The sequence below is a fragment of the Streptomyces sp. NPDC031121 genome, from assembly GCF_055570615.1.
This window is the reverse complement of the sequence record NZ_JBVIGV010000005.1, coordinates 247193-271733: the sequence shown is the minus strand read 5'-3', so window position 1 is coordinate 271733 and position 24541 is coordinate 247193. Positions and strand designations below refer to the sequence as shown.

The 24541-nt window shown below is 74.7% G+C and carries 23 protein-coding genes; 9 read left to right on the top strand and 14 right to left on the bottom strand.

Features of this window, described 5'->3' with window-relative positions:
- The first annotated feature begins 30 nt into the window (after positions 1–30).
- On the top strand, positions 31–1008 hold the full coding sequence (locus ACZ462_RS11425; protein WP_467805916.1) for an NAD(P)H-quinone oxidoreductase: 978 nt from the start codon (positions 31–33) through the stop codon (positions 1006–1008).
- Positions 1009–1111: 103 nt separating this feature from the next.
- Here ACZ462_RS11425 and ACZ462_RS11420 read toward each other — a convergent pair whose 3' ends face one another.
- The 3 genes from ACZ462_RS11420 to pdhA are packed head-to-tail and all read right to left on the bottom strand — an operon-like array spanning position 1112 to position 4574.
- Positions 1112–2443 (bottom strand): dihydrolipoamide acetyltransferase family protein, encoded by a 1332-nt coding sequence (locus ACZ462_RS11420; RefSeq protein WP_467805918.1) that lies wholly within the window; start codon positions 2441–2443, stop codon positions 1112–1114.
- The gene (locus tag ACZ462_RS11415) at positions 2443–3441 is read right to left on the bottom strand and encodes an alpha-ketoacid dehydrogenase subunit beta (protein ID WP_467805919.1); all 999 of its coding nucleotides are present in this window, start codon (positions 3439–3441) and stop codon (positions 2443–2445) included. The genes ACZ462_RS11420 and ACZ462_RS11415 overlap by 1 nt, the downstream gene beginning before the upstream one ends.
- On the bottom strand, positions 3438–4574 hold the full coding sequence (pdhA, locus tag ACZ462_RS11410) for a pyruvate dehydrogenase (acetyl-transferring) E1 component subunit alpha (RefSeq protein ID WP_467805920.1): 1137 nt from the start codon (positions 4572–4574) through the stop codon (positions 3438–3440). Before pdhA ends, ACZ462_RS11415 begins: the two co-directional genes overlap by 4 nt.
- Before the next feature lie 208 nt (positions 4575–4782).
- On the opposite strand from pdhA, the gene ACZ462_RS11405 reads away from it, so the two are divergent.
- Positions 4783–5352 (top strand): Lrp/AsnC family transcriptional regulator, encoded by a 570-nt coding sequence (locus tag ACZ462_RS11405; protein ID WP_467805921.1) that lies wholly within the window; start codon positions 4783–4785, stop codon positions 5350–5352.
- A 94-nt stretch (positions 5353–5446) separates the two neighbouring features.
- On the opposite strand, the gene ACZ462_RS11400 is transcribed toward ACZ462_RS11405, so the two are convergent.
- The 3 genes from ACZ462_RS11400 to ACZ462_RS11390 form a co-directional block, all read right to left on the bottom strand.
- Positions 5447–7162 carry a PKD domain-containing protein gene (locus ACZ462_RS11400; RefSeq protein WP_467805922.1) on the bottom strand — a complete coding sequence of 572 codons (1716 nt, stop codon included), beginning with the start codon at positions 7160–7162 and terminating at the stop codon, positions 5447–5449.
- Positions 7163–7289: 127 nt separating this feature from the next.
- Positions 7290–7880, bottom strand: coding sequence for a TetR/AcrR family transcriptional regulator (locus tag ACZ462_RS11395; RefSeq protein WP_402381784.1), 591 nt, complete (start codon positions 7878–7880; stop codon positions 7290–7292).
- Positions 7877–9418 (bottom strand): 3-hydroxyacyl-CoA dehydrogenase, encoded by a 1542-nt coding sequence (locus ACZ462_RS11390; protein ID WP_467805923.1) that lies wholly within the window; start codon positions 9416–9418, stop codon positions 7877–7879. The genes ACZ462_RS11395 and ACZ462_RS11390 overlap by 4 nt, the downstream gene beginning before the upstream one ends.
- Positions 9419–9585: 167 nt before the next feature.
- Here ACZ462_RS11390 and paaN point away from each other — a divergent pair, with 167 nt between their 5' ends.
- Positions 9586–11286, top strand: coding sequence for a phenylacetic acid degradation protein PaaN (paaN, locus tag ACZ462_RS11385; RefSeq protein WP_467805925.1), 1701 nt, complete (start codon positions 9586–9588; stop codon positions 11284–11286).
- Between the two features lie 56 nt (positions 11287–11342).
- Here the strand turns inward: paaN and ACZ462_RS11380 are convergent, their stop codons facing one another.
- Genes ACZ462_RS11380 through ACZ462_RS11370 form a run of 3 tightly spaced genes read right to left on the bottom strand, consistent with a single transcriptional unit; the run spans position 11343 to position 14040 of the window.
- Positions 11343–12086, bottom strand: a complete 744-nt coding sequence (locus tag ACZ462_RS11380) for a TrmH family RNA methyltransferase (protein ID WP_467805926.1) — start codon at positions 12084–12086, stop codon at positions 11343–11345.
- A 23-nt stretch (positions 12087–12109) separates the two neighbouring features.
- Complete coding sequence (locus tag ACZ462_RS11375; RefSeq protein WP_467805928.1) at positions 12110–13372, bottom strand: HTTM domain-containing protein; 1263 nt, start codon at positions 13370–13372, stop codon at positions 12110–12112.
- Positions 13360–14040 (bottom strand): DUF5819 family protein, encoded by a 681-nt coding sequence (locus ACZ462_RS11370; protein WP_467805929.1) that lies wholly within the window; start codon positions 14038–14040, stop codon positions 13360–13362. Before ACZ462_RS11370 ends, ACZ462_RS11375 begins: the two co-directional genes overlap by 13 nt.
- A gap of 136 nt (positions 14041–14176) precedes the next feature.
- On the opposite strand from ACZ462_RS11370, the gene paaA reads away from it, so the two are divergent.
- The 6 genes from paaA (at position 14177) to ACZ462_RS11340 (ending at position 19117) form a co-directional block, all read left to right on the top strand.
- Positions 14177–15190, top strand: coding sequence for a 1,2-phenylacetyl-CoA epoxidase subunit PaaA (gene paaA, locus ACZ462_RS11365; protein ID WP_467805931.1), 1014 nt, complete (start codon positions 14177–14179; stop codon positions 15188–15190).
- A complete protein-coding gene (gene paaB / locus ACZ462_RS11360) occupies positions 15187–15471 on the top strand; it encodes a 1,2-phenylacetyl-CoA epoxidase subunit PaaB (protein WP_467805932.1) in 285 nt (94 codons plus the stop codon). Before paaA ends, paaB begins: the two co-directional genes overlap by 4 nt.
- Entirely contained in the window at positions 15468–16211 is a 744-nt protein-coding gene (gene paaC, locus ACZ462_RS11355; RefSeq protein ID WP_467805934.1) for a 1,2-phenylacetyl-CoA epoxidase subunit PaaC, read from the top strand. Before paaB ends, paaC begins: the two co-directional genes overlap by 4 nt.
- A complete protein-coding gene (gene paaD / locus ACZ462_RS11350) occupies positions 16208–16732 on the top strand; it encodes a 1,2-phenylacetyl-CoA epoxidase subunit PaaD (protein WP_467805936.1) in 525 nt (174 codons plus the stop codon). The genes paaC and paaD overlap by 4 nt, the downstream gene beginning before the upstream one ends.
- Positions 16733–17872 carry a 2Fe-2S iron-sulfur cluster-binding protein gene (locus tag ACZ462_RS11345; RefSeq protein ID WP_467805938.1) on the top strand — a complete coding sequence of 380 codons (1140 nt, stop codon included), beginning with the start codon at positions 16733–16735 and terminating at the stop codon, positions 17870–17872.
- 102 nt (positions 17873–17974) lie between these two features.
- Positions 17975–19117: an acyl-CoA dehydrogenase family protein gene (locus ACZ462_RS11340; protein ID WP_467805939.1), complete on the top strand. Its 1143-nt coding sequence runs from the start codon at positions 17975–17977 to the stop codon at positions 19115–19117.
- A gap of 10 nt (positions 19118–19127) precedes the next feature.
- Here ACZ462_RS11340 and ACZ462_RS11335 read toward each other — a convergent pair whose 3' ends face one another.
- The 5 genes from ACZ462_RS11335 to ACZ462_RS11315 all read right to left on the bottom strand — a co-directional run bounded on the left by ACZ462_RS11335 (position 19128) and on the right by ACZ462_RS11315 (position 24534).
- Entirely contained in the window at positions 19128–19472 is a 345-nt protein-coding gene (locus ACZ462_RS11335; protein ID WP_125540917.1) for a rhodanese-like domain-containing protein, read from the bottom strand.
- Between the two features lie 240 nt (positions 19473–19712).
- Complete coding sequence (locus ACZ462_RS11330; protein WP_467805941.1) at positions 19713–20567, bottom strand: J domain-containing protein; 855 nt, start codon at positions 20565–20567, stop codon at positions 19713–19715.
- A 107-nt stretch (positions 20568–20674) separates the two neighbouring features.
- A complete protein-coding gene (locus tag ACZ462_RS11325) occupies positions 20675–22126 on the bottom strand; it encodes a DUF2252 domain-containing protein (RefSeq protein ID WP_467805942.1) in 1452 nt (483 codons plus the stop codon).
- 66 nt (positions 22127–22192) lie between these two features.
- A complete protein-coding gene (locus tag ACZ462_RS11320; protein WP_114053285.1) occupies positions 22193–22852 on the bottom strand; it encodes a response regulator in 660 nt (219 codons plus the stop codon).
- 8 nt (positions 22853–22860) lie between these two features.
- Complete coding sequence (locus tag ACZ462_RS11315; protein WP_467805943.1) at positions 22861–24534, bottom strand: sensor histidine kinase; 1674 nt, start codon at positions 24532–24534, stop codon at positions 22861–22863.
- Between the last annotated feature and the right edge of the window lie 7 nt (positions 24535–24541).

The following is a 24541-nucleotide window of genomic DNA, read 5'->3' as shown; positions in this document are numbered from 1 at the left end:
CCGGCGGGGGGTTGGCGTACGCTCCGGGCCATGCATGCGATCACGATCGAGCAGCCCGGCGGTCCCGAGGCCCTCGTCTGGGGCCCGGCACCCGACCCTGTGGCGGGCGAGGGAGAGGTCCTCGTCGACGTCGCCGCGAGCGCGGTGAACCGCGCCGACCTCCTCCAGCGGCAGGGCTTCTACGACCCTCCGCCCGGCGCCTCCCCGCACCCCGGCCTGGAGTGCTCGGGGCGGATCGCCGCCGTCGGGCCGGGCGTCTCCGGCTGGGCCGTGGGCGACGAGGTGTGCGCCCTGCTGAGCGGCGGGGGCTACGCCGAGCGGGTCGCCGTGCCCGCGGGTCAGCTGCTGCCCGTCCCGGCGGGCACCGGCCTGGCGACGGCCGCGGCGCTGCCCGAGGCAGCCTGCACCGTCTGGTCGAACCTCTTCATGGTCGCCCACCTGCGCCCCGGCGAGACCGTGCTCGTGCATGGCGGGGCCAGCGGCATCGGCACCATGGCCATCCAGCTGGCGAAGGCCGCCGGGGCGACGGTGGCGGTCACCGCGGGCGGGCCCGAGAAGCTCGCCCGCTGCAAGGAACTCGGCGCCGACGTCCTGATCGACTACCGGACGCAGGACTTCACGGCGGAGGTGAAGGCAGCGACCGGCGGAGCCGGGGCCGACGTGATCCTGGACATCATCGGCGCCAAGTACCTCGCACGGAACGTCGACGCGCTCGCCGTGAACGGGCGGCTCGTCGTGATCGGCCTCCAGGGCGGCGTGAAGGCCGAACTGAACCTGGGCGCGCTGCTCGCCAAGCGGGCCGCGGTCGCGGGGACGACGCTGCGGGCGCGGCCCCGGGGGGAGAAGGCCGCGATCGTCGCGGCCGTACGGGAGCACGTGTGGCCGCTGGTGGAGGCGGGCCGTGTACGGCCCGTCGTCCACACCGTGCTGCCGATGCGCGAGGCCGCCGAGGCCCACCGGCTGGTGGAGTCCGGCGCCCACGTCGGCAAGGTGCTGATGGCCGTGTGATCCCGCTGCACCCGCCGCCGGGCCCGGCGGGCCGGGCGCGGCAGCGCGCCGGCCCGGGCGGTCTGACCCCCGCCCGGACCGGCGGCCCCGCCCGCGGGCGGGCCTACAGGGTGCGCAGCAGCACCGCCGGGGACTCGACGCAGTCGGCGACGTACCGGAGGAAGCCGCCCGCCGTGCCGCCGTCGCACACCCGGTGGTCGAAGGTGAAGGACAGCTGCACGACCTGGCGGACGGCCAGCTCACCCTGGTGCACCCACGGCTTCGGGGTGATCCGGCCGACCCCGAGCATCGCGGCCTCCGGGTGGTTGATGATCGGCGTCGAGCCGTCCACCCCGAACACCCCGTAGTTGTTCAGGGTGAAGGTGCCGCCCGTCAGGTCGGACGGGGCGAGCTTCCCGGTCCGCGCCAGCTCGGTCAGCCGCGCGAACTCCGCCGTCAGCGACTCCGCGTTGCGCTCGTGGGCGTCGCGGACGACCGGGACGACCAGGCCGCGCTCGGTCTGGGCGGCGAAGCCCAGGTGCACGGAGGGCAGGCGGACGATCTCGTTCGCCGCGAGGTCCACTGTGGAGTTGAGCTCCGGGTAGCGGGCCAGCGCCGCCGTGCAGATCCGGGCCAGCAGGGCCAGCACCGAGACCTTCGGGCCGCCCGCGGCGTTCATCGCCGCGCGCGCCGCCATCAGCTCGGTCGCATCGGCGTCGACCCAGCACGTGGCGTCGGGAATCTCGCGCCGGCTGCGCGAGAGCTTGTCGGCGACCGCGCCGCGCAGCCCCTTGAGCGGGATCCGCTCGGCGCCGGCCGGCGCCGCGGCGGCCGGGACGACAGCGGGTACGGCGGGGGCGGCGGCCGGCGCCCGGAGCGCCGCCTCGACGTCCGCACGCAGGATCAGGCCGTCGGGCCCGGACCCGGTGAGGGCCCGCAGGTCGATCCCGTTGTCCCGGGCCAGCTTGCGCACCAGCGGCGAGATGACCGGCACCGGCCCGGCGGGCCGGACGGAAGGCGCGGCAGGCGCGGCCGGAGCGGCCACGGCTGCGGGAGCGGCGGGAGCGGGGGCCGGTGCCGCGGAGGCGGGTCGCACCCGCCTCCGACGCGCCGTGCGCGAGTGGTCCGTGCCGTAGCCGACCAGGACGTTGCCCGAACCGGACTCCTCCGGCTCCCGCACCGCGCCCGCGCCGGCCGCGCCATCCGCGCCCGCACCCACCGCCACCGTGATCAGCGGTGCTCCGACGGGGAGTTCCGTGCCCTCCTCCCCGAAGCGGGCGGTGACCACACCGCCGTAGGGGCACGGTACTTCCACCATCGCCTTGGCCGTCTCGACCTCGACCACCGGCTGGTCGACGGCGACGACGTCGCCGACCGCGACCAGCCAGCGGACGATCTCGGCCTCGGTCAGTCCCTCCCCGAGGTCGGGGAGCTTGAACTCCATTACCTGCGCCATCAGTTCTCCCACTGGAGGCGGGCCACGGTGTCCAGGATCCGGTCCACGCCGGGCAGGTGGTGCTTCTCCAGCATCGGCGGCGGGTACGGGATGTCGAAGCCCGTCACGCGCAGCACCGGCGCCTCCAGGTGGTGGAAGCACTTCTCCTGGATGCGGGCGGCGATCTCCGCGCCGGGTCCGCCGAAGCCGTTCGCCTCGTGGACGACCACGGCCCGCCCGGTACGGCGCACCGAGGCGACGACCGCCTCCTCGTCGAACGGCACCAGCGAGCGCAGGTCGAGGACCTCCAGGTCCCAGCCCTCCTCGCGCGCCGCCTCGGCCGCCTCCAGGCAGACCGGCAGCGACGGCCCGTACGTGATCAGGGTGGCGCCGGTGCCGGTCCGCCGGACCAGCGCCTTGCCGATGCCGGGCACGCCTGCCGGGGCCTGGGGGTTCCAGTCGGACTTCGACCAGTAGAGCCGCTTCGGCTCCATGAAGACGACCGGGTCGTCGCTGGCGATCGACGCGCGCAGCAGCCCGTAGGCGTCCTCGACGGTCGCCGGGGTCACCACGTGCAGTCCGGGGGTGGCCGTGTAGTACGCCTCGGAGGAGTCGCTGTGGTGCTCGACGCCGCCGATGCCGCCGCCGTAGGGCACGCGGATGGTGATCGGCAGGGGCATCGCGCCGCGGGTGCGGTTGCGCATCCGCGCCACGTGCGAGATGAGCTGCTCGAACGCCGGGTAGGCGAACGCGTCGAACTGCATCTCCACGACCGGCCGCAGGCCGTACATGGCCATGCCGACCGCGGTGCCGAGGATGCCGGCCTCGGCGAGCGGGGTGTCCGTGCAGCGGTCCTCGCCGAACTCCTTCGCGAGCCCGTCGGTGATGCGGAAGACACCGCCGAGGGTGCCGACGTCCTCACCCATCACGTGCACCGCGGGGTCCGCGGCCATCGCGTCGCGCATGGCCCGGTTCAGAGCCTGCGCCATCGTCGCGGGCTTCGCCGCCACCGTCGTCACGACTGCTCCTCCGCGTCGAGCTCGGCGCGCAGCGTGTCCGCCTGCTCGCGCAGCCGGCCGGTCTGCTCCGCGTAGACGTGCGCGAAAAGGTCCATCGGGTTCAGGACCGGGTCGGCGTTCATCCGCTCGCGCAGGTCCGCGGCCATCTCCTCGGCCGCGTCCTTGGCCGCCTGGACGGCCTGCTCGTCAAGGATCCCGCGGGCGGTCAGCTCGCGCTCCAGCAGTGCCACGGGGTCGTGCGCCTTCCATGCCTCGACCTCGGCGTCCCCGCGGTAGCGGGTCGCGTCGTCGGCGTTCGTGTGGGCCTCGATGCGGTAGGTGACGGCCTCGACGAGGGTCGGGCCTCCGCCGGCGCGGGCCCGCCGCACTGCCTCGGACAGCACCTCGTGGACGGCGGCGATGTCGTTGCCGTCGACCAGGCGGCCGGGCATGCCGTAGCCGACGGCCTTGTGCGCCAGGGTCGGTGCGGCCGTCTGCTTGGACAGCGGGACGGAGATCGCGAAGCCGTTGTTCTGGACGAGGAAGACCACCGGGGCCTTCCAGACGGCCGCGAAGTTCAGGGCCTCGTGGAAGTCGCCCTCGCTGGTGCCGCCGTCGCCGACCATGGCGAGCGCCACCACGTCGTCGCCGCGCAGCCGGGCCGCGTGGGCCAGGCCGACCGCGTGCGGGAGCTGGGTGGCCAGCGGGGTGCTCAGGGGGGCGATGCGGTGCTCGCGCGGGTCGTAGCCGGTGTGCCAGTCGCCGCGCAGCAGGGTCAGCGCCTGGACGGGGTCCAGGCCGCGCGCCACGGCCGCCAGGGTGTCGCGGTAGCTCGGGAAGAGCCAGTCCTGCTCCTGGAGCACCAGGGCGGCCGCGATCTCGCAGGCCTCCTGGCCGACGGTGGAGGGGTAGACGGCGAGCCGGCCCTGCCGGGTCAGCGCGGTGGCCTGCGCGTTGTAGCGGCGGCCGCGGACCAGTTCCGCGTGGCAGCGGCGCATCAGGTCGGCGTCGAGCTTCTCGGCGGCCGGCGTGCCCAGCACCCGGTAAGGCTCAGGGTCCGGGAGCAGCGGAGCGGCGTCCGTGCGGGGCCTCCAGGCGGGCGGCGGGGTCGACCGGTGGGACGCACCTGCGCCGGGCAGCTCTTGGACCGTCATGGCGGCGTACACCTCCTCATGGGAAGCGGGCTGGGGTACCGCCCAGCGGGTGGGCTGGGGGAGGGGCGGCCACGGGTGTGAGGCGCCTCACCAACCGATTGTTCGGTCGATGGCGCATTTTGGCTACAGGCGGGGGCAGGCTGTGGACAAAGTGGCGCCGGGGCCCTGGGATGGATGCAGTACGTCCAGGACAGGGAGGCAGTGGGCAATGCCGGATGAACAAATGGCCGCGGCGGGCTCCGCGGCGGGCTCCGCACCCGCCCCGGCAGGAGGTGCCGCTCCCGCCCCGCAGGCCCCTCCCCGCCCACTGGACCCCATCGACCGTTCGATCATGCGGTTGCTCCAGGCGGACGGACGGGCGTCCATACGGTCGGTCGCCGAGCAGGTGCACGTCTCACGGGCGAACGCCTACGCCCGTATCAACCGGCTCATCGACGACGGCGTGATCCGCGGGTTCACGGCGCGCGTCAACCACGAGCGGGCGGGCCAGGGCGCCTCCGCCTACATCACGCTGAAGATCGTGCAGAACTCGTGGCGGACGGTCCGCGAGAAGCTCCGCGAGCTGCCGGGCGCGGCGCACATCGCGCTGGTGAGCGGCGATTTCGACGTCCTTCTGCTGGTCCACACGCCGGACAACCGCACCCTGCGCGAACTGGTCCTCACCCGCCTCCAGGCGATCCCGGAGGTGCTCTCGACGCGCACCCTGCTCGTCTTCGAGGAGACCGACCTGCTCGACCTGGGCCCCGGGGGCGGCTCCCAGGCCCTCGCGGAGGAGTAGCCGCGCCCCGCCCGCCCCGGAACGCGGCGGCGCCCCGGAGCCGGCCTTGCGGGCCTGCCTCCGGGGCGCCGTTTCACGTCGTCACCTCACGGGGTCACTTCGTCTCGTAGTACCCGAACATGTCGACGATCAGGTCGATGTCGCCGAAGCTCTGGTTCCAGAAGTCGATGGTGCCGTTGGTGCCGCCGGAGCTCGCCTGCACCAGGTTCGGGACCGTCTTGCCCGGCGTGAAGTTCAGCGACGAGGACCGCGGCGGGTCCTGCCAGACGGCCGTGTTGTCGAAGTAGGACGCCGGCGAGTTGACGTCGGGGGCGACCGAGAGGAAGCCGCTGTCGCGGGTGTTGGTCACCGTCGTGTTCAGCACGTACCCGGCGATGCCCTCCTCCTTGTGGGAGATGGCCATCCAGATGTAGTCCTGGCCCGCGAGCGGGCCGCTGCCCCACTCGCGGGTGTCCAGGCGGCGGTGCGGGGCGACGGCCATGAAGGCGCCCGAGCTGTCCGGACTGTAGTAGCCGACCACGTCGACGATGACGTCGACGCCCGCCCAGGCGCCGTTCATGACGCTGATCCGGCCGTCCGAGCCCACCGGGACGATCACCGAGTTGGCGACGGTCTGCCCGGCCTTGAAGTTCACGTTCGAGGTGTTCGGGGCCGCCTGGCCGCTCGGGTAGACGGTCAGGTGGCCGTCCTCGCGCGGGCCGGTCGCCGTCACGTTCAGGGCCACGGCAGTGGCGTTCGACGGCACGTACAGGCCGCCGAGCTGGGTGGAGAAGCTGCCCCGGCCGGGGACCTGCCCGCGCGGCGCGCCGAGGCCGGAGCGGGTGTCGACCGTGCGGACCGGCGTCATCGGCGTGAAGCCGCTGGAGGCGCTGCGGGTGAAGTAGCCGGTGACGTCGGCTATGAGGTCCACCGCCTGCCAGCCGCCGTTGTACAGCTCGACGGTGCCGTCCTTGCCGACCGGCACGATCACCATGTTCGGGACGGTCTGGCCGGCCTCGAAGTTGAGGTTCGAGGTGGCCGGGCGCGCGCCGCCGCCGGGGAAGGCGGTGACGTGGCCGCCGGTGGTGGTGTTGGTGACGGTGACGTTCAGGGCGACCGCGGTGGCGCCGGCCGGGATCTTCGCGTTCCCGGCGATCTTCACCCGGGTGGAGGTGTAGGGCGCGACCTTGCCGCCGCCGGTGCGGGTGTCCAGCAGTCGGGTCGGCGTGTGCGGCGTGAAGTCCGAGCCGCTCGTCGAGAGCGGGACCTCGTTGACGACCTGGACGTTGTTCGCCGCGTCGGTCACGGTGACCTTGACGTTGTACTCGCCCAGCTCGGCGTAGCGGTGCTGGCGCTTGACCTCCAGGCCGGGCAGGCCGTCGGCGGTCTCGACGGCCCCGTCGCCCCAGTCGAAGGTGACCTTGAGGGTGGTGCCGGGGGCGCTCACGATCGCCGCCTGCAGCTCGACGCCGTGGGCGGTGGTGGTCCGGCCGTTCAGGACGACGGCCAGCTCCTCGTTGGCGGCCGGGGCGGGCTCCGCCTGGGCCGTGGCGTCTGACTGCGCGGTGGCGTCGGACTGGGCGGTGGCGCCGGCCTTCGCGCCCGCCTTGCCCTTCGCGCCGGGCAGGGCCCTGCGGACCGACCGCTCGGCCGGGCTGTGGAAGGTCTTCGCCTCGGGCTTGGCCAGCGGGCCCGCGTCCACGCCCTCGGCGGGCGCCCCCTTGGCCGCGGGTCGGGCGGGAGCGGCCTGGGCCGCTGCCGGCACCAGGACCGTTGCGAAGCTGGCCGCCACGGCGACGGCGGCGGAAATGACAAGACGGCGGTTGCGCACCGGCCCCCCATGTTGATTTTTGAACACGCTCAGGATCGAGTCGGGCCCAGCGTACATGCCGCCGGGGCCTCTTGATCGCACATTTTTTCGGCCAAAAACCGCAGGCCGGACGGAAGGTGCCCGTCCGCTACGGCCGGGCGGTGCGCAGCCCGTCGAAGGCCATGTGGACGACCGCGTCGGCCAGCTGGCCGGGGGTGGTGCCCGGGTGCGGCCGGTACCACTCGACCAGCGAGTTCACCATGCCGAACAGCAGGCGCGTCGCCAGCCTGATGTCCACGTCCGCGCGCAGGTCGCCGTCCGCCGCGGCGGCCTTCAGCAGCTCCGCGACCTGGTGGTCGAACTCGCGGCGCCGCTCCAGTGCCCACCGCTCGGTGCGCGTGTTGCCCCGCACCCGCAGCAGCAGCGTCACGTACGGCAGCTCGCCGACCAGCACCTCGACGGTGCGCCGGGTCACGTACTCCACGCGCTCCACCGCGCGGCCGCGTACGGCGCCCGGCTCGTCGAGGACCGAGAACAGACCGTCGAGCGCCCGGCTGACGGCGCGCTGCAGCAGCTCCTCCTTGCCCGCGACGTGGTGGTAGATCGAGGACTTCGAGATGCCCGCGGCCTTGGAGAGGTGCTCCATGGAGGTGCCGTCGTAGCCGCGCTCGTTGAAGACCTGGACCGCCACCGAGAGCAGGCTCTCCGGGGTGTACGTGTCGCGCCTGGCGGTGGTCATGCCCCGTCCCCGTCCTGCCCGCCGGCGCCGTCCCCGGCGTCCGCTGCGTCCTCGGCGTAGCCGAGCTTGAACAGCGCGAGGGAGGGCGCGTAGCGGCCGCCCGGGCAGCGCTCGTCCAGGTGGTGCAGCAGGTCGTAGGCCCAGTCGCGGCCGAGGCGCCGCTGCCATTCGGAGGGGCCGAGCGGGTAGTTCACGCCCAGCTTCATGGCGGTGTCGACGTCCTCGGCGGTGGCCACGCCGCGGGCGACGGCGTCCGCGGTCAGGTCGATCAGCATCGCGACCGTGCGGGCCACGATCATGCCGGGCACGTCGCCGATGACGGAGACCTGCTTGCCGAGCCGCTGGAAGAGGCCGACGGCCTCGGCGAGGGTGCGCTCGCTCGTGTCCGCCGAGGCGGACAGGGCGATCCGGGTGGCGCCGCGGTAGTCCGGCGAGAGGTCGAAGTAGACGACGTCGGTGAACTCGACGGAGGTCCTGCCGTCGGCGAGGACCAGCTGGCCCTCGCCGGGCAGCTGGATGTACGGGCCCCCGCTGCCGGCGGCGGTGACGGCGACGCCCGCCTCCTCCATCAGCTCCACGAGCTCCGCCGCCGGCCCGAGGTCCCCGACGACGGCCACCTTCTCCGGCGCCTCCTCGGGGCCGGCGGTGTGCGGCTGCGGGAGCTGCGCGTCCGGGCCGTACGGGAACCAGCCCTGCCCCGACTTGCGGCCGAGGCGGCCCGACTGGACCAGGCGGCGCTGAGCGAGCGACGGGGTGAACTTCGGGCTGCGGTGGAAGGACTCCCACACGGAGCGGGTGACGGCCTCGTTGACGTCCTGGCCGATCAGGTCGGTCAGCGCGAAGGGCCCCATCCGGAAGCCGCCGCACTCGCGGAGCACGGCGTCGATCGTGGCCGGGTCCGCGCCCTGCTCCTCGTACACGGCGAAGGCCTCGGCGTAGAAGGGCCGGGCGATCCGGTTGACGATGAAGCCGGGGGTGTCGGCGCAGCGCACCGGCGTCTTGCCCCAGCCGAGGACGGTGCGGTACGCGGACTCGGCGGCGGCCGGGTCGGTCGCGAAGCCGCTGACCACCTCGACGAGCGGGAGCAGCGGGGCCGGGTTGAAGAAGTGCAGGCCGAGGAATCGGCCCGGGTGGGCGAGGCCGCCCGCAAGCTCCGTGACGGAGAGGGAGGAGGTGTTCGTGGCGAGCAGGGCGTCCGGCGCGACCACCTCTTCGAGCGCGGCGAACAGCGCCCGCTTGACGGCGGTGTCCTCGACGACGGCCTCGATGACCAGGGCGGCGTCCGCGAGGTCGGCCAGGGTGGCCGCGGATCCGATCCGGCCGGCCGCGTCGGCCGCCTCGGCGCGCTCGATGCGGCCCTTGGCGGCCATCCGCTCCACGCGGTCCCGGACGGTGGCGACCGCGTCGGCGGCGAGGGCGGTGTTGACGTCGTGGACCAGGACGCGGTGGCCCGCCAGCAGGGCGACCTGGGCGATTCCCTGGCCCATGGTGCCGGCGCCGACGACCGCCACCGTGCGGGACCGCTCGATTGCTGTCATGTCCTGATCCTCCCGCACCGGGTTGTCCACAGGCCGGTCGGGCCCTCTTGTCCCGACCGATCGTTCGGTTACTCTAACTCCAGTCTGCTCGTCTTCACCCGCCCTTGCCTGATCCCAGCCCGCGATCCAGTCCGATCTTGCCCGGCTCAACGAGGAGTTGGTCCCTGATGGCCGCCGAGCCCACCCGCCCCCAGACGACCGCCCTGTCGGAGCTCTCCGCCCGGCACCGGCCCACCCTCGACCAGGCGCTGGAGGCCATCCGCACCCGCGCGTACTGGTCCCCGCACCCGGAGCACCCGAAGGCCTACGGCGAGACCGCCCCGGCCGACGGCCTGGCGGCCTTCGAGGCGCTGCGGGACACGCGCCTGGACCTGGACCAGCCGGGGACGGACGGCTGGACCGGCGGCGAGGTCTCCCCCTACGGCCCGGAGCTGGGCGTGGAGTACCCGCACGCCGACATGGACGTGCTGCTGCCCGCGATGAAGGCGGGCATGGCCGCCTGGCGGGACGCCGGCCCGGAGGCGCGCGCCCTGGTCTGCATCGAGATCCTGTCCCGGATCAGCGCCCGGACGCACGAGTTCGCGCACGCGGTGATGCACACCAGCGGCCAGGCGTTCATGATGGCGTTCCAGGCGGGCGGCCCCCACGCGCAGGACCGCGGCCTGGAGGCCGTGGCGTACGCGTACGCGGAACAGACCCGCGTGCCCGGCGAGGCCGCATGGTCCAAGCCGCAGGGCAAGAAGGACCCGCTGCGGCTGGACAAGACCTTCAAGGCCGTCCCGCGCGGCATCGCCCTGGTGATCGGCTGCAACACCTTCCCCACCTGGAACGGCTACCCGGGCCTCTTCGCCTCCCTCGCCACCGGCAACCCGGTGCTGGTCAAGCCGCACCCGCGCGCGGTGCTCCCGCTCGCCCTGACCGTGCAGGCCGCCCGCGCGGTCCTGGCGGAGGCGGGATTCGACCCGAACCTGGTGGCGCTGGCGGCCGAGCGCCCCGGCGAGGGCATCGCCAAGGCCCTCGCGGTCCGCCCCGAGATCAAGGTGATCGACTACACGGGCTCCACCGAGTTCGGCGACTGGCTGGAGGCCAACGCCCGCCAGGCCCAGGTCTACACGGAGAAGGCCGGCGTCAACACCGTCGTCGTCGACTCCACGGACGACTACAAGGGCATGCTGGCGAACCTGGCCTTCTCGCTGTCGCTGTACAGCGGCCAGATGTGCACGACCCCGCAGAACCTGCTGATCCCGCGCGACGGCATCGACACCGACGCCGGCCGCAAGTCCTACGACGAGGTCGTCGCGGACATCGCGGCCTCGGTCGGCGGCCTCCTCGGGGACGACGCCCGGGCCAACGCGCTGCTCGGCGCCCTGGTCAACCCGGACGTCAGGGCCCGGCTGGAGGCGGCCTCCGGGCTCGGCGAGGTGGCGCTACCCTCCCGCGAGGTCCCGAACCCCGACTTCCCGGACGCCGTGGTCCGGACGCCGGTGGTGGTGAAGCTGGACGCGGCCAAGCCGGACGACTCGGCGCCCTACCTCTCCGAGTGCTTCGGCCCGGTCTCCTTCGCGGTCGCCGTGGACTCCACGGCGGACGCCCTGGAGCTGCTGCGGCGCACGGTCCGCGAGAAGGGCGCCATGACGGTGGGCGCGTACACCACCTCGGCGGACACCGAGCGGGCCGTCGAGGAGGTCTGCCTGGAGGAGTCGGCGCAGCTGTCGCTGAACCTGACCGGCGGGGTGTACGTCAACCAGACCGCCGCGTTCTCCGACTTCCACGGCTCGGGCGGCAACCCCGCGGCGAACGCGGCGCTGTGCGACGGGGCGTTCGTCGCGAACCGGTTCCGCATGGTGGAGGTCCGCCGCCAGGCCTGACGGCCGCGTGCCGGCCGCGGCGGACTGCCGCGGCCGGGGGGCGGGGCGGGGCCGGCTCAGCCGGCCTTGGGCCCGCCCCAGTGGAAGAGGGACATCGCCACGCTGGTGGCCAGGTTGTAGCTGGACACCTGCGGCCTCATCGGCAGCGATACCAGGTGGTCGGCGCGGGCGCGCAGCTCCGGCGAGATGCCGTGGCGCTCGGAGCCGAAGGCCAGCAGCGCGTCGTCCGGGAGCGTGAGGCCGCGGATGTCCCCGCCCTCCGGGTCGAGCGCGTACAGCGGGCCCTCGGGCAGGGTGTCGAGGGTGACCCGGTCCACGGTCGTCGCGTAGTGCAGCCCGGCGCCGGCCCGGACCACGTTCGGGTGCCACGGGTCGAGGTCGCCGCGAGTCACCACGCCCGTGGCGCCGAAGCCGGCGGCCAGCCGCACCACGGCTCCGACGTTGCCGAGGTTGCGGGGGTTGTCCAGCACCACCACGGGCGCGCTCCGCGGGCGCCGGTCCAGCAGGGCCCGCCCCTGCGCCGGGTCCGGCCGTACGGCCAGTGCCGCGACCCCGGTGGGGTGCACGCGCGCGACCAGTCCGCGCAGGTCGGCGCGGCGGAGCAGCCGCCGGACGTCGCCGAGGACGTCCGGAGCGAGCTGCGCGGCCAGCGCGAGCGCGCCGTCGGGGTCCTGGGCCACCGCGATCCGCACGTCGGCACCGAACCGCAGGGCGTGCTTGAGGGCGTGGAACCCGTCGAGCAGCACGAGCCCGTCCTGCTCCAGCCCCGCCTGCCACTCCCGCACCGTCTCGTCGCTCATGCCCCGACCCTACGGCGCCGCGCTCACTCCGCGGCCCGCGCACCCGACGGCGCGGGACCGGGCTCCGTCCCCGATGCGCCGCCGGGGGCCCGCTGCCCCGGGAGCCCCGCGCCCGCCGCCGGGCCGCCCGGGCCGCCCTGACCCCCCGGCCGCGCCCGGCGCAGCCGCCGCGCCAGCCCGGCGCGCGCTCCTGCCGCCCGGGCCCCCGTCCACAGCAGGAACGCGGTCGGCAGGAACACCGCGTCGGCGGCGATCATCGCCATGGAGAAGAACGGCAGCCCCAGCAGCACGGCGATGCCCGCGTGCTCCAGCACCATCACGGCGAGCAGGACGTTCTTGACGCGCCGCTGGAAGACCGTGAACGGGAACGCCACCTGGACCGCGACCGTGCCGTACGACAGCAGCATCACCAGCGTGCCGCTGCCTGCCAGCAGCGAGGACAGCTCGGGCCAGGGACTGAAGTAGTCGAGGCCGAGCGGGTAGTACAGGGCGGTCCCGTCCTGCCACCGCGAGCCCTGGATCTTGTACCAGCCGGCGGTGGCGTAGATCAGGCACACCTCGGCCGCGATCACGAGCATCGCCGCGTTGTGCACCGTGTTCGCGAGGACGTCGAGGACGGCCCGGGCCTCGCTGCGCGGCTCGTACCGGTCGACCATCCACCACACGGCGCAGACGACCCACAGGGCGGCGAAGGCGGCGACCCAGCCGTGACCGAGCCGCCCGGTCACCGTCCCGAACGCGAACACCGCGCCCAGCACGCCCCACAGCACCGGCCCGGCCGCCCCGGCCGAGGCCGTGCCGTGCCGCCGCGCCCGGCGGGCGTCCAGCGACCACACCCGCGCGCACCGGGTCAGCACCAGGTACATCGCCATCAGGTGGATGACGTTGTCCCCGCCGTCGCCCATGAACACGCTGCGGTTCTGCAGCGAGAGCACCCCGGCCATGAACACGACGGACACCGCCCGGGTCCGCCAGCCCAGGGCGAGCAGGGCGCTCGCCGCCGCGGACAGCGCGTACACGGCCTCGAACCACAGGGCCGAGTCCGACCACAGCAGGACGGTGAAGGCGTGGTTGGAGGCGACGAGGCTCCGGGCCAGCTCCCAGCTCCAGGGGCCGTCGGGCCCGTACAGCTCGTGCCGGTGGGGGAACTCGCGCAGCAGGAAGCACAGCCAGGTGGTCGCGAAGCCGATGCGGACGACGGCGCTCTGGTACGGGCCGAGCGCCTCCCCCGTGGCGCGGGCCAGGGCGCGGCCGGCGGCGGCCCGGGCCCTTCTCACACCGTCCACCACGACAGCTCCCGGTGGTAGGGGCGGGTGTCGGTCTCCTCGTCGCTCCACGCGGGGGCCGCGACCGCGCGGGTGGCGGAGCGCAGCTGGACCCGGACGATCTCGCCGCCGTCGGCGGGGCGGGCGGCCCGCAGCCGGTTCAGCGCGATCCGCTTCAGGTACTGCTCCGACAGCCCGCCGCGCTCGCCGACGGGCCGGTCCTCCTCGTCGTGGGAGGCGGTGAAGAAGTCCCAGGCCCGCCGCAGCTCGTTCTGGCGGGTGTGGCTGGGGAACAGGCTGTGCCGGATGGCCGCGCCGTCCTCGGCGGAGAGGTCGCGCCACGCCTCGGTGACGAGGCCGCCGTCGCGGGTGCGGACCTGGGCGCGCGCCTCGACGGCGATGTTCTGCTGGAGGGGGTTGGGGGCGAAGAGCTTCCAGTTCTGCTCGAACTCGGGGTAGATCCAGGCGTCCACGGCCCGCGCGTGCCGTTTGCCGAGCGTGTTGGCCGGGGCGACGTGCAGGAAGACGGCCGCGAGGTGCGCGCAGGCGGTGAGGGCGACCGCGGCCAGGGCGGCCGAGGCGACGATGCGGCCGGGGGTGCCGAGGCCCGCGATGCCGGGGGGCCGGGCGGGCGGCGGGGAGCCGTGCGGAAGGGGCTCCTCCGGGGCCTCGCGCCGGTTCGCTTCCATCCCGCCCCGATCGTTTCGCCGTCCACAGGGTTGACCTCAGAGGTTGACACCCTACGGGGCGCCGTCTCACCATTGAAGAGCATGAACCGAACGATCGGTCGGTCGGGCGGTACGGAGACTCTGGCAGGGGGCCGGGATGGTGGCAGTGACCCCGGAATCGGGGCAGGACTCGGGCCTCGGGGCTGACCTCGGGGCGCAGCTCGCGGCGGCGTTCGACGCCGCGGTCGCGGCCGACGAGCGCGTCGAGCCGCGCGACTGGATGCCCGAGGAGTACCGCGCCTCGCTCGTCCGCCAGATGGCGCAGCACGCCCACTCCGAGATCATCGGCATGCAGCCCGAGGCCAACTGGATCAGCCGCGCGCCCTCGCTGCGGCGCAAGGCGATCCTGATGGCCAAGGTGCAGGACGAGGCCGGGCACGGCCTGTACCTGTACAGCGCGGCCGAGACCCTCGGCACCAGCCGGGACGAGCTGCTCGACAAGCTGCACTCCGGTCGGCAGAAGTATTCGTCGATCTTCAACTACCCGACGCTGACGTGGGCGGACGTCGGCGCGATCGGCTGGCTCGTGGACGGCGCGGCGATCACCAACCAGGTGCCGCTGTGCCGCTGCTCCTACGGCCCGTACGCCCGCGCGATGGTCCGCATCTGCAAGGAGGAGTCCTTCCACCAGCGGCAGGGCTTCGAGCTGCTCCTCGCCCTGTCCAAGGGCACCCCGGAGCAGCACGCGATGGCGCAGGACGCGGTGGACCGCTGGTGGTGGCCGTCGCTGATGATGTTCGGCCCGCCGGACGACGAGTCGGCGCACTCGGCGCAGTCCATGGCGTGGCGGATCAAGCGCCACTCCAACGACGAGCTGCGCCAGCGCTTCGTCGACATCGCCGTCCCCCAGGCCGAGACCCTCGGCCTGACCCTGCCCGACCCGGACCTGAAATGGAACGAGGAGCGCGGGCACTACGACTTCGGCCCGATCGACTGGGCGGAGTTCTGGGAGGTCCTCAAGGGCAACGGCCCCTGCAACGAGCAGCGGCTGAGCCAGCGCCGCCGGGCGCACGAGGAGGGCGCGTGGGTCCGCGAGGCCGCCGCGGCCTACGCACGCAAGCACGCGGCGGCACCGGCCGCGGCGGCACGGAACGAGGAGGCACGGGTATGACGCAGAACTGGCCGCTGTGGGAGGTGTTCGTGCGCTCGCGGCGAGGCCTGTCGCACACGCACGCCGGCAGCCTCCACGCGCCGGACGCCGAGATGGCCCTGCGCAACGCCCGCGACCTGTACACCCGGCGCAGCGAGGGCGTCTCCCTCTGGGTGGTGCCCTCCGCCGAGATCACCGCCTCCTCGCCCGACGAGCGCGACCCCTTCTTCGCGCCCGCCGCCGACAAGCCGTACCGGCACCCGACCTTCTACGACATCCCGGAGGGGGTGAGCCACCTGTGACCGCCGCCGACACCGCCGACACCGCCGACACCACGGTCTCCGCCGCCCTCGCCCTCGGCGACGACGCGCTGGTCCTCTCGCACCGCCTCGGCGAATGGGCCGGCCACGCCCCCGAGCTGGAGGAGGAGGTCGCCCTCGCCAACATCGCACTCGACCTGCTCGGGCAGGCCCGCTTCCTGCTGTCCATGGCGGGCGACGAGGACGAGATGGCCTTCCTCCGCGAGGAGCGGTCCTTCCGCAACCTCCAGCTCGTCGAGCAGCCGAACGGGGACTTCGCCCACACCATCGCCCGGCAGCTGTACTTCAGCCTGTACCAGCACGAGCTGCACACCGACCTCGCCGCCGGGGAGGGCCCCTTCGCCGGGCTCGCCGCGAAGGCCGTCAAGGAGACCGCCTACCACCGCGACCACGCCGTGCAGTGGACCCTCCGCCTCGGCGACGGCACGGAGGAGAGCCGGCGCCGGATGCGGGCCGCGCTGGACGCCCTGTGGAAGTTCACGGGGGAGATGTTCCAGCCGGTCGAGGGGCTCGACGGGATCGCCTGGGCGGCCCTGGAGGGCCGCTGGCTCGCCGCGCTGACCGACGTGCTGGAGCGGGCCGGCCTCGCCCTCCCCGAGGGACCGCGCACCGGCGCCTGGGCGGCCGGCGCCGGCCGGCAGGGCCTGCACACCGAGCCGTTCGGCAGGATGCTCGCCGAGATGCAGCACCTGCACCGCAGCCATCCGGGGGCGTCGTGGTGACCGGCCCGGCCGGCTCCGGAGCCGGCACCGCGACCGCGAGCCGCCTGGAGGAGGAGCTGGCGGCCCTCGCCGGCTCCGTCCCGGACCCGGAGCTGCCCGTGCTCACGCTCGCCGACCTCGGCGTCCTGCGCGGCGTGCGGATGCACGAGGACGGCCACGCCGAGGTCATCCTGACCCCCACCTACACCGGCTGCCCGGCGGTGGAGGCGATGTCCGCCGACATCGAGCGCGTCCTCGCCGGCCACGGCATCCCCGACGTGCGGGTGCGCACGGTGCTCTCCCCGGCCTGGTCGACCGACGACATCACGGCCGAAGGCCGCCGCAAGCTCGCCGAGTTCGGCATCGCCCCGCCCCGCCCGCACACGGCGGACGGGCCGGTGCCGGTCGCCCTGTCGGTGCGCTGCCCGCACTGCGGGTCCACCGAGACCGAGCTGCTGAGCCGCTTCTCCTCCACCGCGTGCAAGGCGCTGCGCCGCTGCACCGCCTGCCGTGAACCGTTCGACCACTTCAAGGAGCTGTAGATGGCCGCGACGACGCCGGCGCCCGCGCCGAGCCCCGCGCGACCCGCGCGCCACGGCGCCTTCCACCGGCTGACGGTGGCGGCGGTCGACCGGCTCACCGACGACTCCGTGGCGCTGACGCTGTCCGTCCCCGAGGAGCTGCGCGACGCCTACCGGCACGCCCCGGGCCAGCACCTGACGCTGCGCCGCACCACCCCCGGCGGCACGGAGGTCCGGCGCACGTACTCGGTCTGCTCCCCGGCCCCCGACCCGGCCGGTCCGGGCCCGGAGGCGCTCCGCGTCGGCGTCCGCCTGGTGGAGGGCGGCGAGTTCTCCACCTTCGCGCACAAGGAGGCCGCCGCGGGGGACGTGCTGGAGGTGATGGTCCCGGCCGGGCGCTTCGTCCTCGACCCGGCGGCCGCCCCGGCCGGCGCCCACTACGCGGCCGTCGTCGGCGGCAGCGGCATCACCCCGGTGCTGTCGATCGCGGCGACGCTGCTCGCGGCCCGGCCCGACGCCCGGTTCTGCCTGGTGCGCAGCGACCGCACGGCGGCGTCGACGATGTTCCTGGAGGAGGTCGCCGACCTCAAGGACCGCTACCCGGACCGCTTCCAGCTGGTGACGGTGCTCTCCCGCGAGGAGCAGGAGGCGGGCCTGCCCTCCGGCCGGCTCGACCAGGAGCGGCTGACCGGCCTGCTCCCGGCGCTGCTGCCCGTCGCCGACGTGACGGGCTGGTACCTGTGCGGGCCGTACGGGCTGGTCGTCGAGGCGGAGCGGGCCCTCGGCTCGCTGGGCGTGGTCCGCAGCCGGGTCCACGAGGAGGTCTTCCACGTCGAGGACGCCGCCGCGCCCGCCGCGCCCACGGCCGCAGCCCCGGCGCCGGCCCACGGCCGGGTCACCGCCCGCCTGGACGGCCGCGCCGGCACCTGGCCCGTGCAGGACGGCGAGTCCCTGCTGGACACGGTCCTGCGGAACCGGGCGGACGCGCCGTACGCCTGCAAGGGCGGCGTCTGCGGCACCTGCCGCGCGTTCGTGGTGTCGGGCCAGGTCCGGATGGACCGGAACTTCGCCCTGGAGGCGGAGGAGACGGAGGCCGGTTTCGTGCTGGCCTGCCAGTCGCACGCGCTGACCGAGGAAGTCGAGATCGACTTCGACCGCTGACACACCGCGGCCCGCCGCGGCCTGTCCAATTGCCGGAACCTGCCCTATCTTGACGCTCCGTCAGGTACAGGGCGGGTTCCGGCGCACGCGGGAGGACGGGCAGTGGACTTCACCTTCACCGAGGAGCAGCAGGCCGCCGTGGAGGCGGCCGCAGCCGTCTTCGCCGACACGGCACCGGACGGGGTGCCGAGCCCGGCGCTGGTCCCCGGCGCCGTCGCGGACGACTTCGACCGCGCGCTGTGGTCCCGCCTCGCCTCCGCGGACCTCCTCGGCCTGCTCGTGGCCGAGGAGCACGGCGGCGCCGGCCTGGACGCCACCGCCCTGTGCCTGGTGCTGCGCGAGGCGGGCAAGGTGCTCGCCCGCGTGCCGCTGCTGGAGCACTGCGCGGCCGCCGCGGCGGTCCAGGCCCATGCCGGGCCCGAACTGGCCGCGGCCCTGCTGCCCGGCGCCGGCGCCGGCCGCCTCGTCCTGACCGCCGCCGCGCACGGCCGCACCGGCCACGACCCGGCGGAACTCGCCGTCACCACCCGCCGCGACGGAGCCGACTGGGTCCTGGACGGCGTGCAGACCGCCGTGCCCTGGGCGCACGGCGCGGACTGGACCGCCGTACCGGCGCACACCGGCGGCGGGGCGGCCGTACTCGCGCTGGTACCGCGCGGCGCGCCGGGCCTCGTCCTCGCCGACCAGTTCTCCACCAGCGGGGAGAGGCTCGCGGAGCTGACCCTGACCGGGGTCCGCGTCCCCGCGGCGCACCTCCTGGAGGACCCGCAGGCCTGGGAGCGGCTGCGCCGGCTCCTCACCCTCGGGACGTGCGCGCTCGCGGCCGGCGTCGGCTCGGCCGTCCTCGGCATGACCGGCCGGTACACCTCGCAGCGGCAGCAGTTCGGCTTCCCGGTGGCCACGTTCCAGGCGGTCGCCGTCCAGGCCGCCGACCGGTACGTCGACCTGCGCGCGATGGAGGCCGTCCTCTGGCAGGCGGCCTGGCGCCTGGACGCCGGCGCCGAGGGGGCCGGCGGCCCGCTCCCCGCGGCCGGCGACCTCGCCGTCGCCAAGATCTGGGCGTCGGAGGGGGTGCGCCGCATCGTCCAGACCGCCCAGCACCTGCACGGCGGCGTCGGCGCCGACACCGCCTACCCCCTGCACCGCTACCACGCCTGGGCCAAGCAGCTGGAGCTCCAGCTCGGGCCGGCCGCCGCCCACGAGGAGGAACTGGGCGACCTGCTGGCCGCCCACCCGCTCTCCTGAGGGCGTGTGCCTACAGGACGAAGGCGTCGGCGCCGGTCTCCGTCACCATCGCGCGGCCGGCGCCCTGCCAGGCCTGCATGCCGCCGTCGACGTTGACCGCGTCGATGCCCTGGCGGACCAGGTACTGCGTCACCTGGGCGGAGCGCCCGCCGACCCGGCACACCACGTGGACCCGGCGGCCGTCCTCGACGGCCTCCGTCAGCTCGCCGAAGCGGGCCACGAAGTCGCTCATGGGGATGTGCAGCGCGCCCTCGACGTGGCCCGCGGCCCACTCGTCGTCCTCGCGGACGTCCAGGACAAACCCTTCGGCGGGCACCGCGGCGGCGTCCACCGAGGGAAGCGGCCCGAAGTTCATACGTCGCCCTCTCTCGTCACAGGTCCGGCCCCCCACCTTAGGGCCTGTCCGGCGGATCACGGCCGGGCCCGCGAGGCCCGCCAGTGCTGTGGCCGGGAAGGTTTGCCGGGTCGCGGTGTCCGGTGCGGTGCATCGCAAGGCGGAGGGCCGCGGCGTACTGGGCGTACGTGCGCGGTCCGACAACGCGGCGAGGTGCCGTGCCGGACGCCGCGGGCCCGGCCGTGATCCGCCGGACAGGCCCTAGGCCCGGTCGGCCAGCTCCGCCAGCAGGGCCTCCTTCTCGGAGACCTGCGCGAGCAGCTGCTCCGCGATCTCGTCGAGCAGCCCGTCCGGATCCTCGGGCGCCATCCGCAGCATGGCGCCGATCGCGCTGTCCTCCAGCTCCCGCGCCACCACGGACAGCAGCTCCTTGCGCTGCGCCAGCCACTCCAGGCGGGCGTACAGCTCCTCGCTCTCGCCGTACCCCTGCGCCTGGGCGGCGGCGGGGCCGGCCTCCCACTCGGCGGCCAGCTCGCGCAGCGCCTGCTCCTCGCCGCGCCCGTAAGCGGCGTTGACCCGTGCGATGAAGGCGTCGCGGCGCTCCCGCTCGGCGTCGTCCTGCGCGAGGTCCGGGTGGGCCCGGCGGACCAGGTCGCGGTAGAGCCGGCGGACCTCCTCCGTGGGCCGCACGCGCTGCGGCGGCCGCACCGGCCGGTCGGTGAGCATCGCGGCCGCGTCGTCGGAGATGCCGTCGGAGTCCATCCAGTCGTGGAAGAGCTCGTCGACGCCCGGCATCGGCATCACCAGCGACCGGGCCTCGCGGGCCAGCCGCAGGTCCTCCTCGTCGCCGGTGCGCGCCGCGCGGGCCTCCGCGATCAGCGCGTCCAGCTCGTCGAGGCGCGCGTACATCGGGCCGAGCTTCTGGTGGTGCAGCCGGGAGAAGTTCTCCACCTCCACCCGGAAGGTCTCGACCGCGATCTCGAACTCGATCAGCGCCTGCTCGGCCGCGCGCACGGCCCGCTCCAGGCGGGCCTCGGGCCGCTCGCCGCCGGCCGCACCGCCACCGGCGCCGCCGGGTGCCCCGGCGGCGGTTTCCTCAGTCTGCTGCTCGCTCACCCGGCCAGCCTAAGGCCGGTGTGCCCGGACCGATGTTTCACGTGGAACATCGGTCCGCGACCGTGACCCGGGCGGCGCCGTTCCCCGGGTCTCCGGCCGGCCGCACCTCAGACACCGGACTCCGCGGCGATCCGCCCCGCCCGCACCGCCGCCACCAGGTCGGCGTGGTCGGCCTCGCTGCGGTCCGCGTAGGCCACCGCGAACGCGGTGACGGCATCGTCCAGCTCGCCGTTCTTGCCGCAGTAGCCGGCCAGCAGCCGCGGATCCGCCGTGTGCGTGTGCGCCCGGGCCAGCAGGGCGCCGGTCATCCGGCCGTAGTCGTCGAGTTGGGCCGCGGTCAGCGCCGCCGGGTCCACGCTCCCCTTGCGATTGCGGAACTGCCGCACCTGGTACGGGCGGCCCTCCACGGTGGTCCAGCCCAGCAGGATGTCGGACACCACCTGCATCCGCTTCTGCCCGGACACCACCCGCCGGCCCTCGTGCTCCTCGGCGCGGGCGGCGAAGCCCACCTCCGGCAGGTGCGGCAGCAGCACCGACGGCCGCGCCTCCTTCACCTGGAGCACCAGCGCCTCGCCCCGGTGGTCCACCAGCAGCACCACGTACGAGCGGGTGCCGACGCTCCCGGTGCCCACGACCCGGAAGGCCACGTCGTGGATCGCGTACCGGGCGAGCAGCGGCAGCCGGTCGCCCTGCAGCGTCCGCAGGTACGGGTCCAGCGACGAGGCCACGGCGGCCGCCTCCGCGTCCCCGACCCGGCGCAGCACCGGCAGGGCGTCGACGAAGCGCCGCCCGCCGTCGGGGCCCGGCTCCGTCGACCTGGCGGCGAACCGGGCGGAGGTGTTGTTGCGGGCCTTCTCCATGACCCGCTGGAGCGTGCCCAGCAGGTCGCGGGCGTCGGTGTGGGAGACCAGCTCCTCGTCCGCGATGGCGTTCCATGCGTCCAGCGCGGGCAGCTTCGCCAGCAGCCGCAGGGTGCGCCGGTAGGCGCCGACCGCGTCGTGGGCGGCCGCCCGGCAGGCGTCCTCCCCCGCGCCGGCCACCCGGCCCGCCAGGATGAGCGAGGTCGCCAGCCGCTTCAGGTCCCACTCCCACGGGCCGAAGACGGTCTCGTCGAAGTCGTTGAGGTCCATGACGAGGCCGCCGCGTGCGTCGCCGTACAGCCCGAAGTTCGCCGCGTGCGCGTCGCCGCAGATCTGGGCGCCGATCCCGGTCACCGGCCCGCCGGACAGGTCGTGCGCCATCAGCCCGGCCGCGCCGCGCAGGAACGCGAACGGGTTCGCGGCCATCCGGCCCACCCGTATCGGCGTCAGCGCGGCCACCCGCCCGGCGTTGGACTCCTCCACGGCCTGCACCGCGTCGGGCCGTCCGGCGGGCGGCTCGAACCGGGCGTGCGCGGACCGCGGGACGCGGTCGCGCAGCGCCTTGCCGGTCTCCCTCGGCGAACCCGCCTCGTGCCGCGGCGCAAAACCGCGCACGGCCGGGATCCGGCCGCCGTCCGCCGCCCCGAGCACCGATGCGGCCAGGCCCGCGCCCGCCGCGTACTGCTCCGCCACCGTCATGCGTTCCCCCGCCCCGCCCGCGGCTGCCGCCGCGGTCCCGTTGCCTTCCGATGGCGGCGAACCTACCTACAGCCCGGCGTCCCTGGCCAGCAGCGCCGCCTGGACGCGGTTCTCGCAGCCCAGCTTGGACAGGATCCGGCTGACGTACGTCTTCACCGTCGCCTCGCTCATGTGGAGCCGCCGGCCGGCGTCCGCGTTGGACAGCCCCTCGCCGAGCAGCGCCAGCACCCCGCATTCCCGCTCGCTCAGCTCGGCGATCCGCCGCCGCGCCTCCTCGCTGCGGGCGGCGGCCCGGCCGGAGGCCAGCTGGTCCACGACGTGCCGGGTCGCCCCGGGCGAGAGGTAGGCGTCGCCCGCGGCGGCCGCCCGGACCGCGCCGATCAGCTCGCCCGGCGCCGAGTCCTTCAGCAGGAACCCGGCGCTTCCCTGGCCGAGTGCCCGCAGCACGTTCTCCTTCTCCCCGAAGGTCGTCAGGACCAGCGCCCTCACCTCGGGGGCGGCCCGGCGCAGCTCGCCGAGCGCGGTCAGGCCGTCCATCACCGGCATCTGGATGTCGAGCAGCACCACGTCCGGGGTGTGGGCGCGGGCGAGGTCCACCGCCTGCCGGCCGTCGGACGCCTCCGCCACGACCTCGATCGCCGGGTCCGAGGTCAGGATCATCCTGATCCCCGCCCGGATCAGCGGCTCGTCGTCAGCGATCACCACGCGGATCACCTTGGCTGTCACCCGTGCTCCTACTGCTCGGCCTCGTACGACTGCTTGTCGACGAGCTTGCCGTCCTTGAAGCAGAACCGGAAAACCGTATCGGTGCCGAAGTCCGAGTCGTCGACCGACATCAGGGCCAGGCACTCCGAGCCCTCGGGCCGCGGCGGCCCCTTCCGGTCAAGGCCGTCCGTCAGGAAGCTGTCCCCGTCGGGCAGCCGGTCCCGCACCGACTGCTCGGAATCGCCGACGCGCACCCGGTCGTAGTCCGCCCGGCTGATCATGGCGTTGTTCGCCGACCCGATGAACAGGGCGATCATGGCGGCGAACACGATCAGCAGCGCCACCAGGGAGGCGACCGCTATGCCGCAGCCCAGCGCGAGCCCCCCGAGCCGGCTGCGGCCCCGTACGGCGAGCTCCCGGTCGACGGCCGCCCAGTCCATCGGCGGCGCCCCGGCGAGCCCCCGCTCCTGCTGGCCGAAGTCGTCGGCGGCGTCCTCGGCCCCGGCCGGCTCGGCCCCGTACGGCAGCACGCCGGCGATCCGGAAGCCGCCGTCGGCGGTCGCCCCTGCGTGCACCATCCCGCCGACGAGCCGGGCCCGCTCCCGCAGGCCGGTGAGCCCCTGCCCGCCGGAGACCACCGCACCGGCGGCCGCCGCGGGGGCCGGCCCGTTGGCGACCTCCACGACCAGGGAGTCGTCCTCGTAGCGCAGTTCGACCGCGATCGACGCGCCCGGCGCGTGCTTGTAGGCGTTGGTCAGCGCCTCCTGCACGATCCGGTACGCGGCGTGGTCGCACGCTGCGGCCAGCGGCCGGGGCCTGCCCGCCGTGCCCAGCCGCACGTCGGTTCCCGCGCTGCGCGCCGCCTCGACGATCCCGGCGATGCCGGCGACCCCGCGGGCGGCGGGCTGCGCCTCCTCGACCGGGGCGGGCGCCTCCACGCCGTCGCGCAGGATGCCGACGGCCTCGCGCAGTTCGTGCATGGCCGACACCGAGGCCTGCCGCAGCACCCCGACGGCCTCGCGCTGGCGGTCGGTGAGCTCCGGGTCGACCTCCAGGGCGCCGGTGTGCACCGAGATCAGGGCGAGCTGGTGGCCGAGGCTGTCGTGCATGTCCTGGGCGATCCGCTGGCGTTCGCGCAGCCGGGCCTGCCCGGCGACCATCGCCCGCTCCCGCAGGAGCTGCCCGTTGCGCTCCTGGAGGGCCTGGAGCAGGGTCCGGCGCTGCGACCAGTACCGGCTGGCGAGGCCCGGCATGACGGTCGTCACCAGGAACATCAGCGTGGTGAAGACGACGACGAGCAGCGGCCGCATGCCCGCCCACTGTTCGAGGACGCCGAAGCCCACGGAGGCGAGGAAGGCCAGGACGAACGCCGCGAGCGCCCGCCCGGCACCGACGATGCGCCGGCCCGCGGACCAGCCGAGCGGCAGGGTGACGAGCACCGTGCCGGGGAGGAACGGCCCGACGGCGGCGGCGGCGACGAGGGTCGCGGCGGGCAGCCGGCGGCGCAGCAGGACCAGCGGGAACACGGCCGCGGCGCCGAGGGCCATGCGCACCGGGCCGCCGCTGTCGAGCTCCTCCACACCGAGGCCGAGCAGCGCGACGCCCGCGGCCAGTGCCAGGTCGGCCGCGAGCATCCGGCCGGTCCAGGGCTCGGGGCCCCGCAGCCACCGGAGGCCCGCACGTGTCTTCGCCGTCACATCCACGCGACGA

What these genes read in the sequence shown, in the direction of transcription:
- ACZ462_RS11390 (WP_467805923.1), bottom strand. Translation starts at nt 9,418, where the DNA reads ATGACAGCAATCGAGCGGTCCCGCACGGTGGCGGTCGTCGGCGCCGGC.
- ACZ462_RS11395 (WP_402381784.1), bottom strand. Translation starts at nt 7,880, where the DNA reads ATGACCACCGCCAGGCGCGACACGTACACCCCGGAGAGCCTGCTCTCG.
- paaB (WP_467805932.1), top strand. Translation starts at nt 15,187, where the DNA reads ATGACGCAGAACTGGCCGCTGTGGGAGGTGTTCGTGCGCTCGCGGCGA.
- ACZ462_RS11405 (WP_467805921.1), top strand. Translation starts at nt 4,783, where the DNA reads ATGCCGGATGAACAAATGGCCGCGGCGGGCTCCGCGGCGGGCTCCGCA.
- ACZ462_RS11345 (WP_467805938.1), top strand. Translation starts at nt 16,733, where the DNA reads ATGGCCGCGACGACGCCGGCGCCCGCGCCGAGCCCCGCGCGACCCGCG.
- ACZ462_RS11325 (WP_467805942.1), bottom strand. Translation starts at nt 22,126, where the DNA reads ATGACGGTGGCGGAGCAGTACGCGGCGGGCGCGGGCCTGGCCGCATCG.
- ACZ462_RS11380 (WP_467805926.1), bottom strand. Translation starts at nt 12,086, where the DNA reads ATGAGCGACGAGACGGTGCGGGAGTGGCAGGCGGGGCTGGAGCAGGAC.
- ACZ462_RS11425 (WP_467805916.1), top strand. Translation starts at nt 31, where the DNA reads ATGCATGCGATCACGATCGAGCAGCCCGGCGGTCCCGAGGCCCTCGTC.
- pdhA (WP_467805920.1), bottom strand. Translation starts at nt 4,574, where the DNA reads ATGACGGTCCAAGAGCTGCCCGGCGCAGGTGCGTCCCACCGGTCGACC.
- ACZ462_RS11370 (WP_467805929.1), bottom strand. Translation starts at nt 14,040, where the DNA reads ATGGAAGCGAACCGGCGCGAGGCCCCGGAGGAGCCCCTTCCGCACGGC.
- ACZ462_RS11335 (WP_125540917.1), bottom strand. Translation starts at nt 19,472, where the DNA reads ATGAACTTCGGGCCGCTTCCCTCGGTGGACGCCGCCGCGGTGCCCGCC.
- paaA (WP_467805931.1), top strand. Translation starts at nt 14,177, where the DNA reads ATGGTGGCAGTGACCCCGGAATCGGGGCAGGACTCGGGCCTCGGGGCT.
- ACZ462_RS11420 (WP_467805918.1), bottom strand. Translation starts at nt 2,443, where the DNA reads ATGGCGCAGGTAATGGAGTTCAAGCTCCCCGACCTCGGGGAGGGACTG.
- paaN (WP_467805925.1), top strand. Translation starts at nt 9,586, where the DNA reads ATGGCCGCCGAGCCCACCCGCCCCCAGACGACCGCCCTGTCGGAGCTC.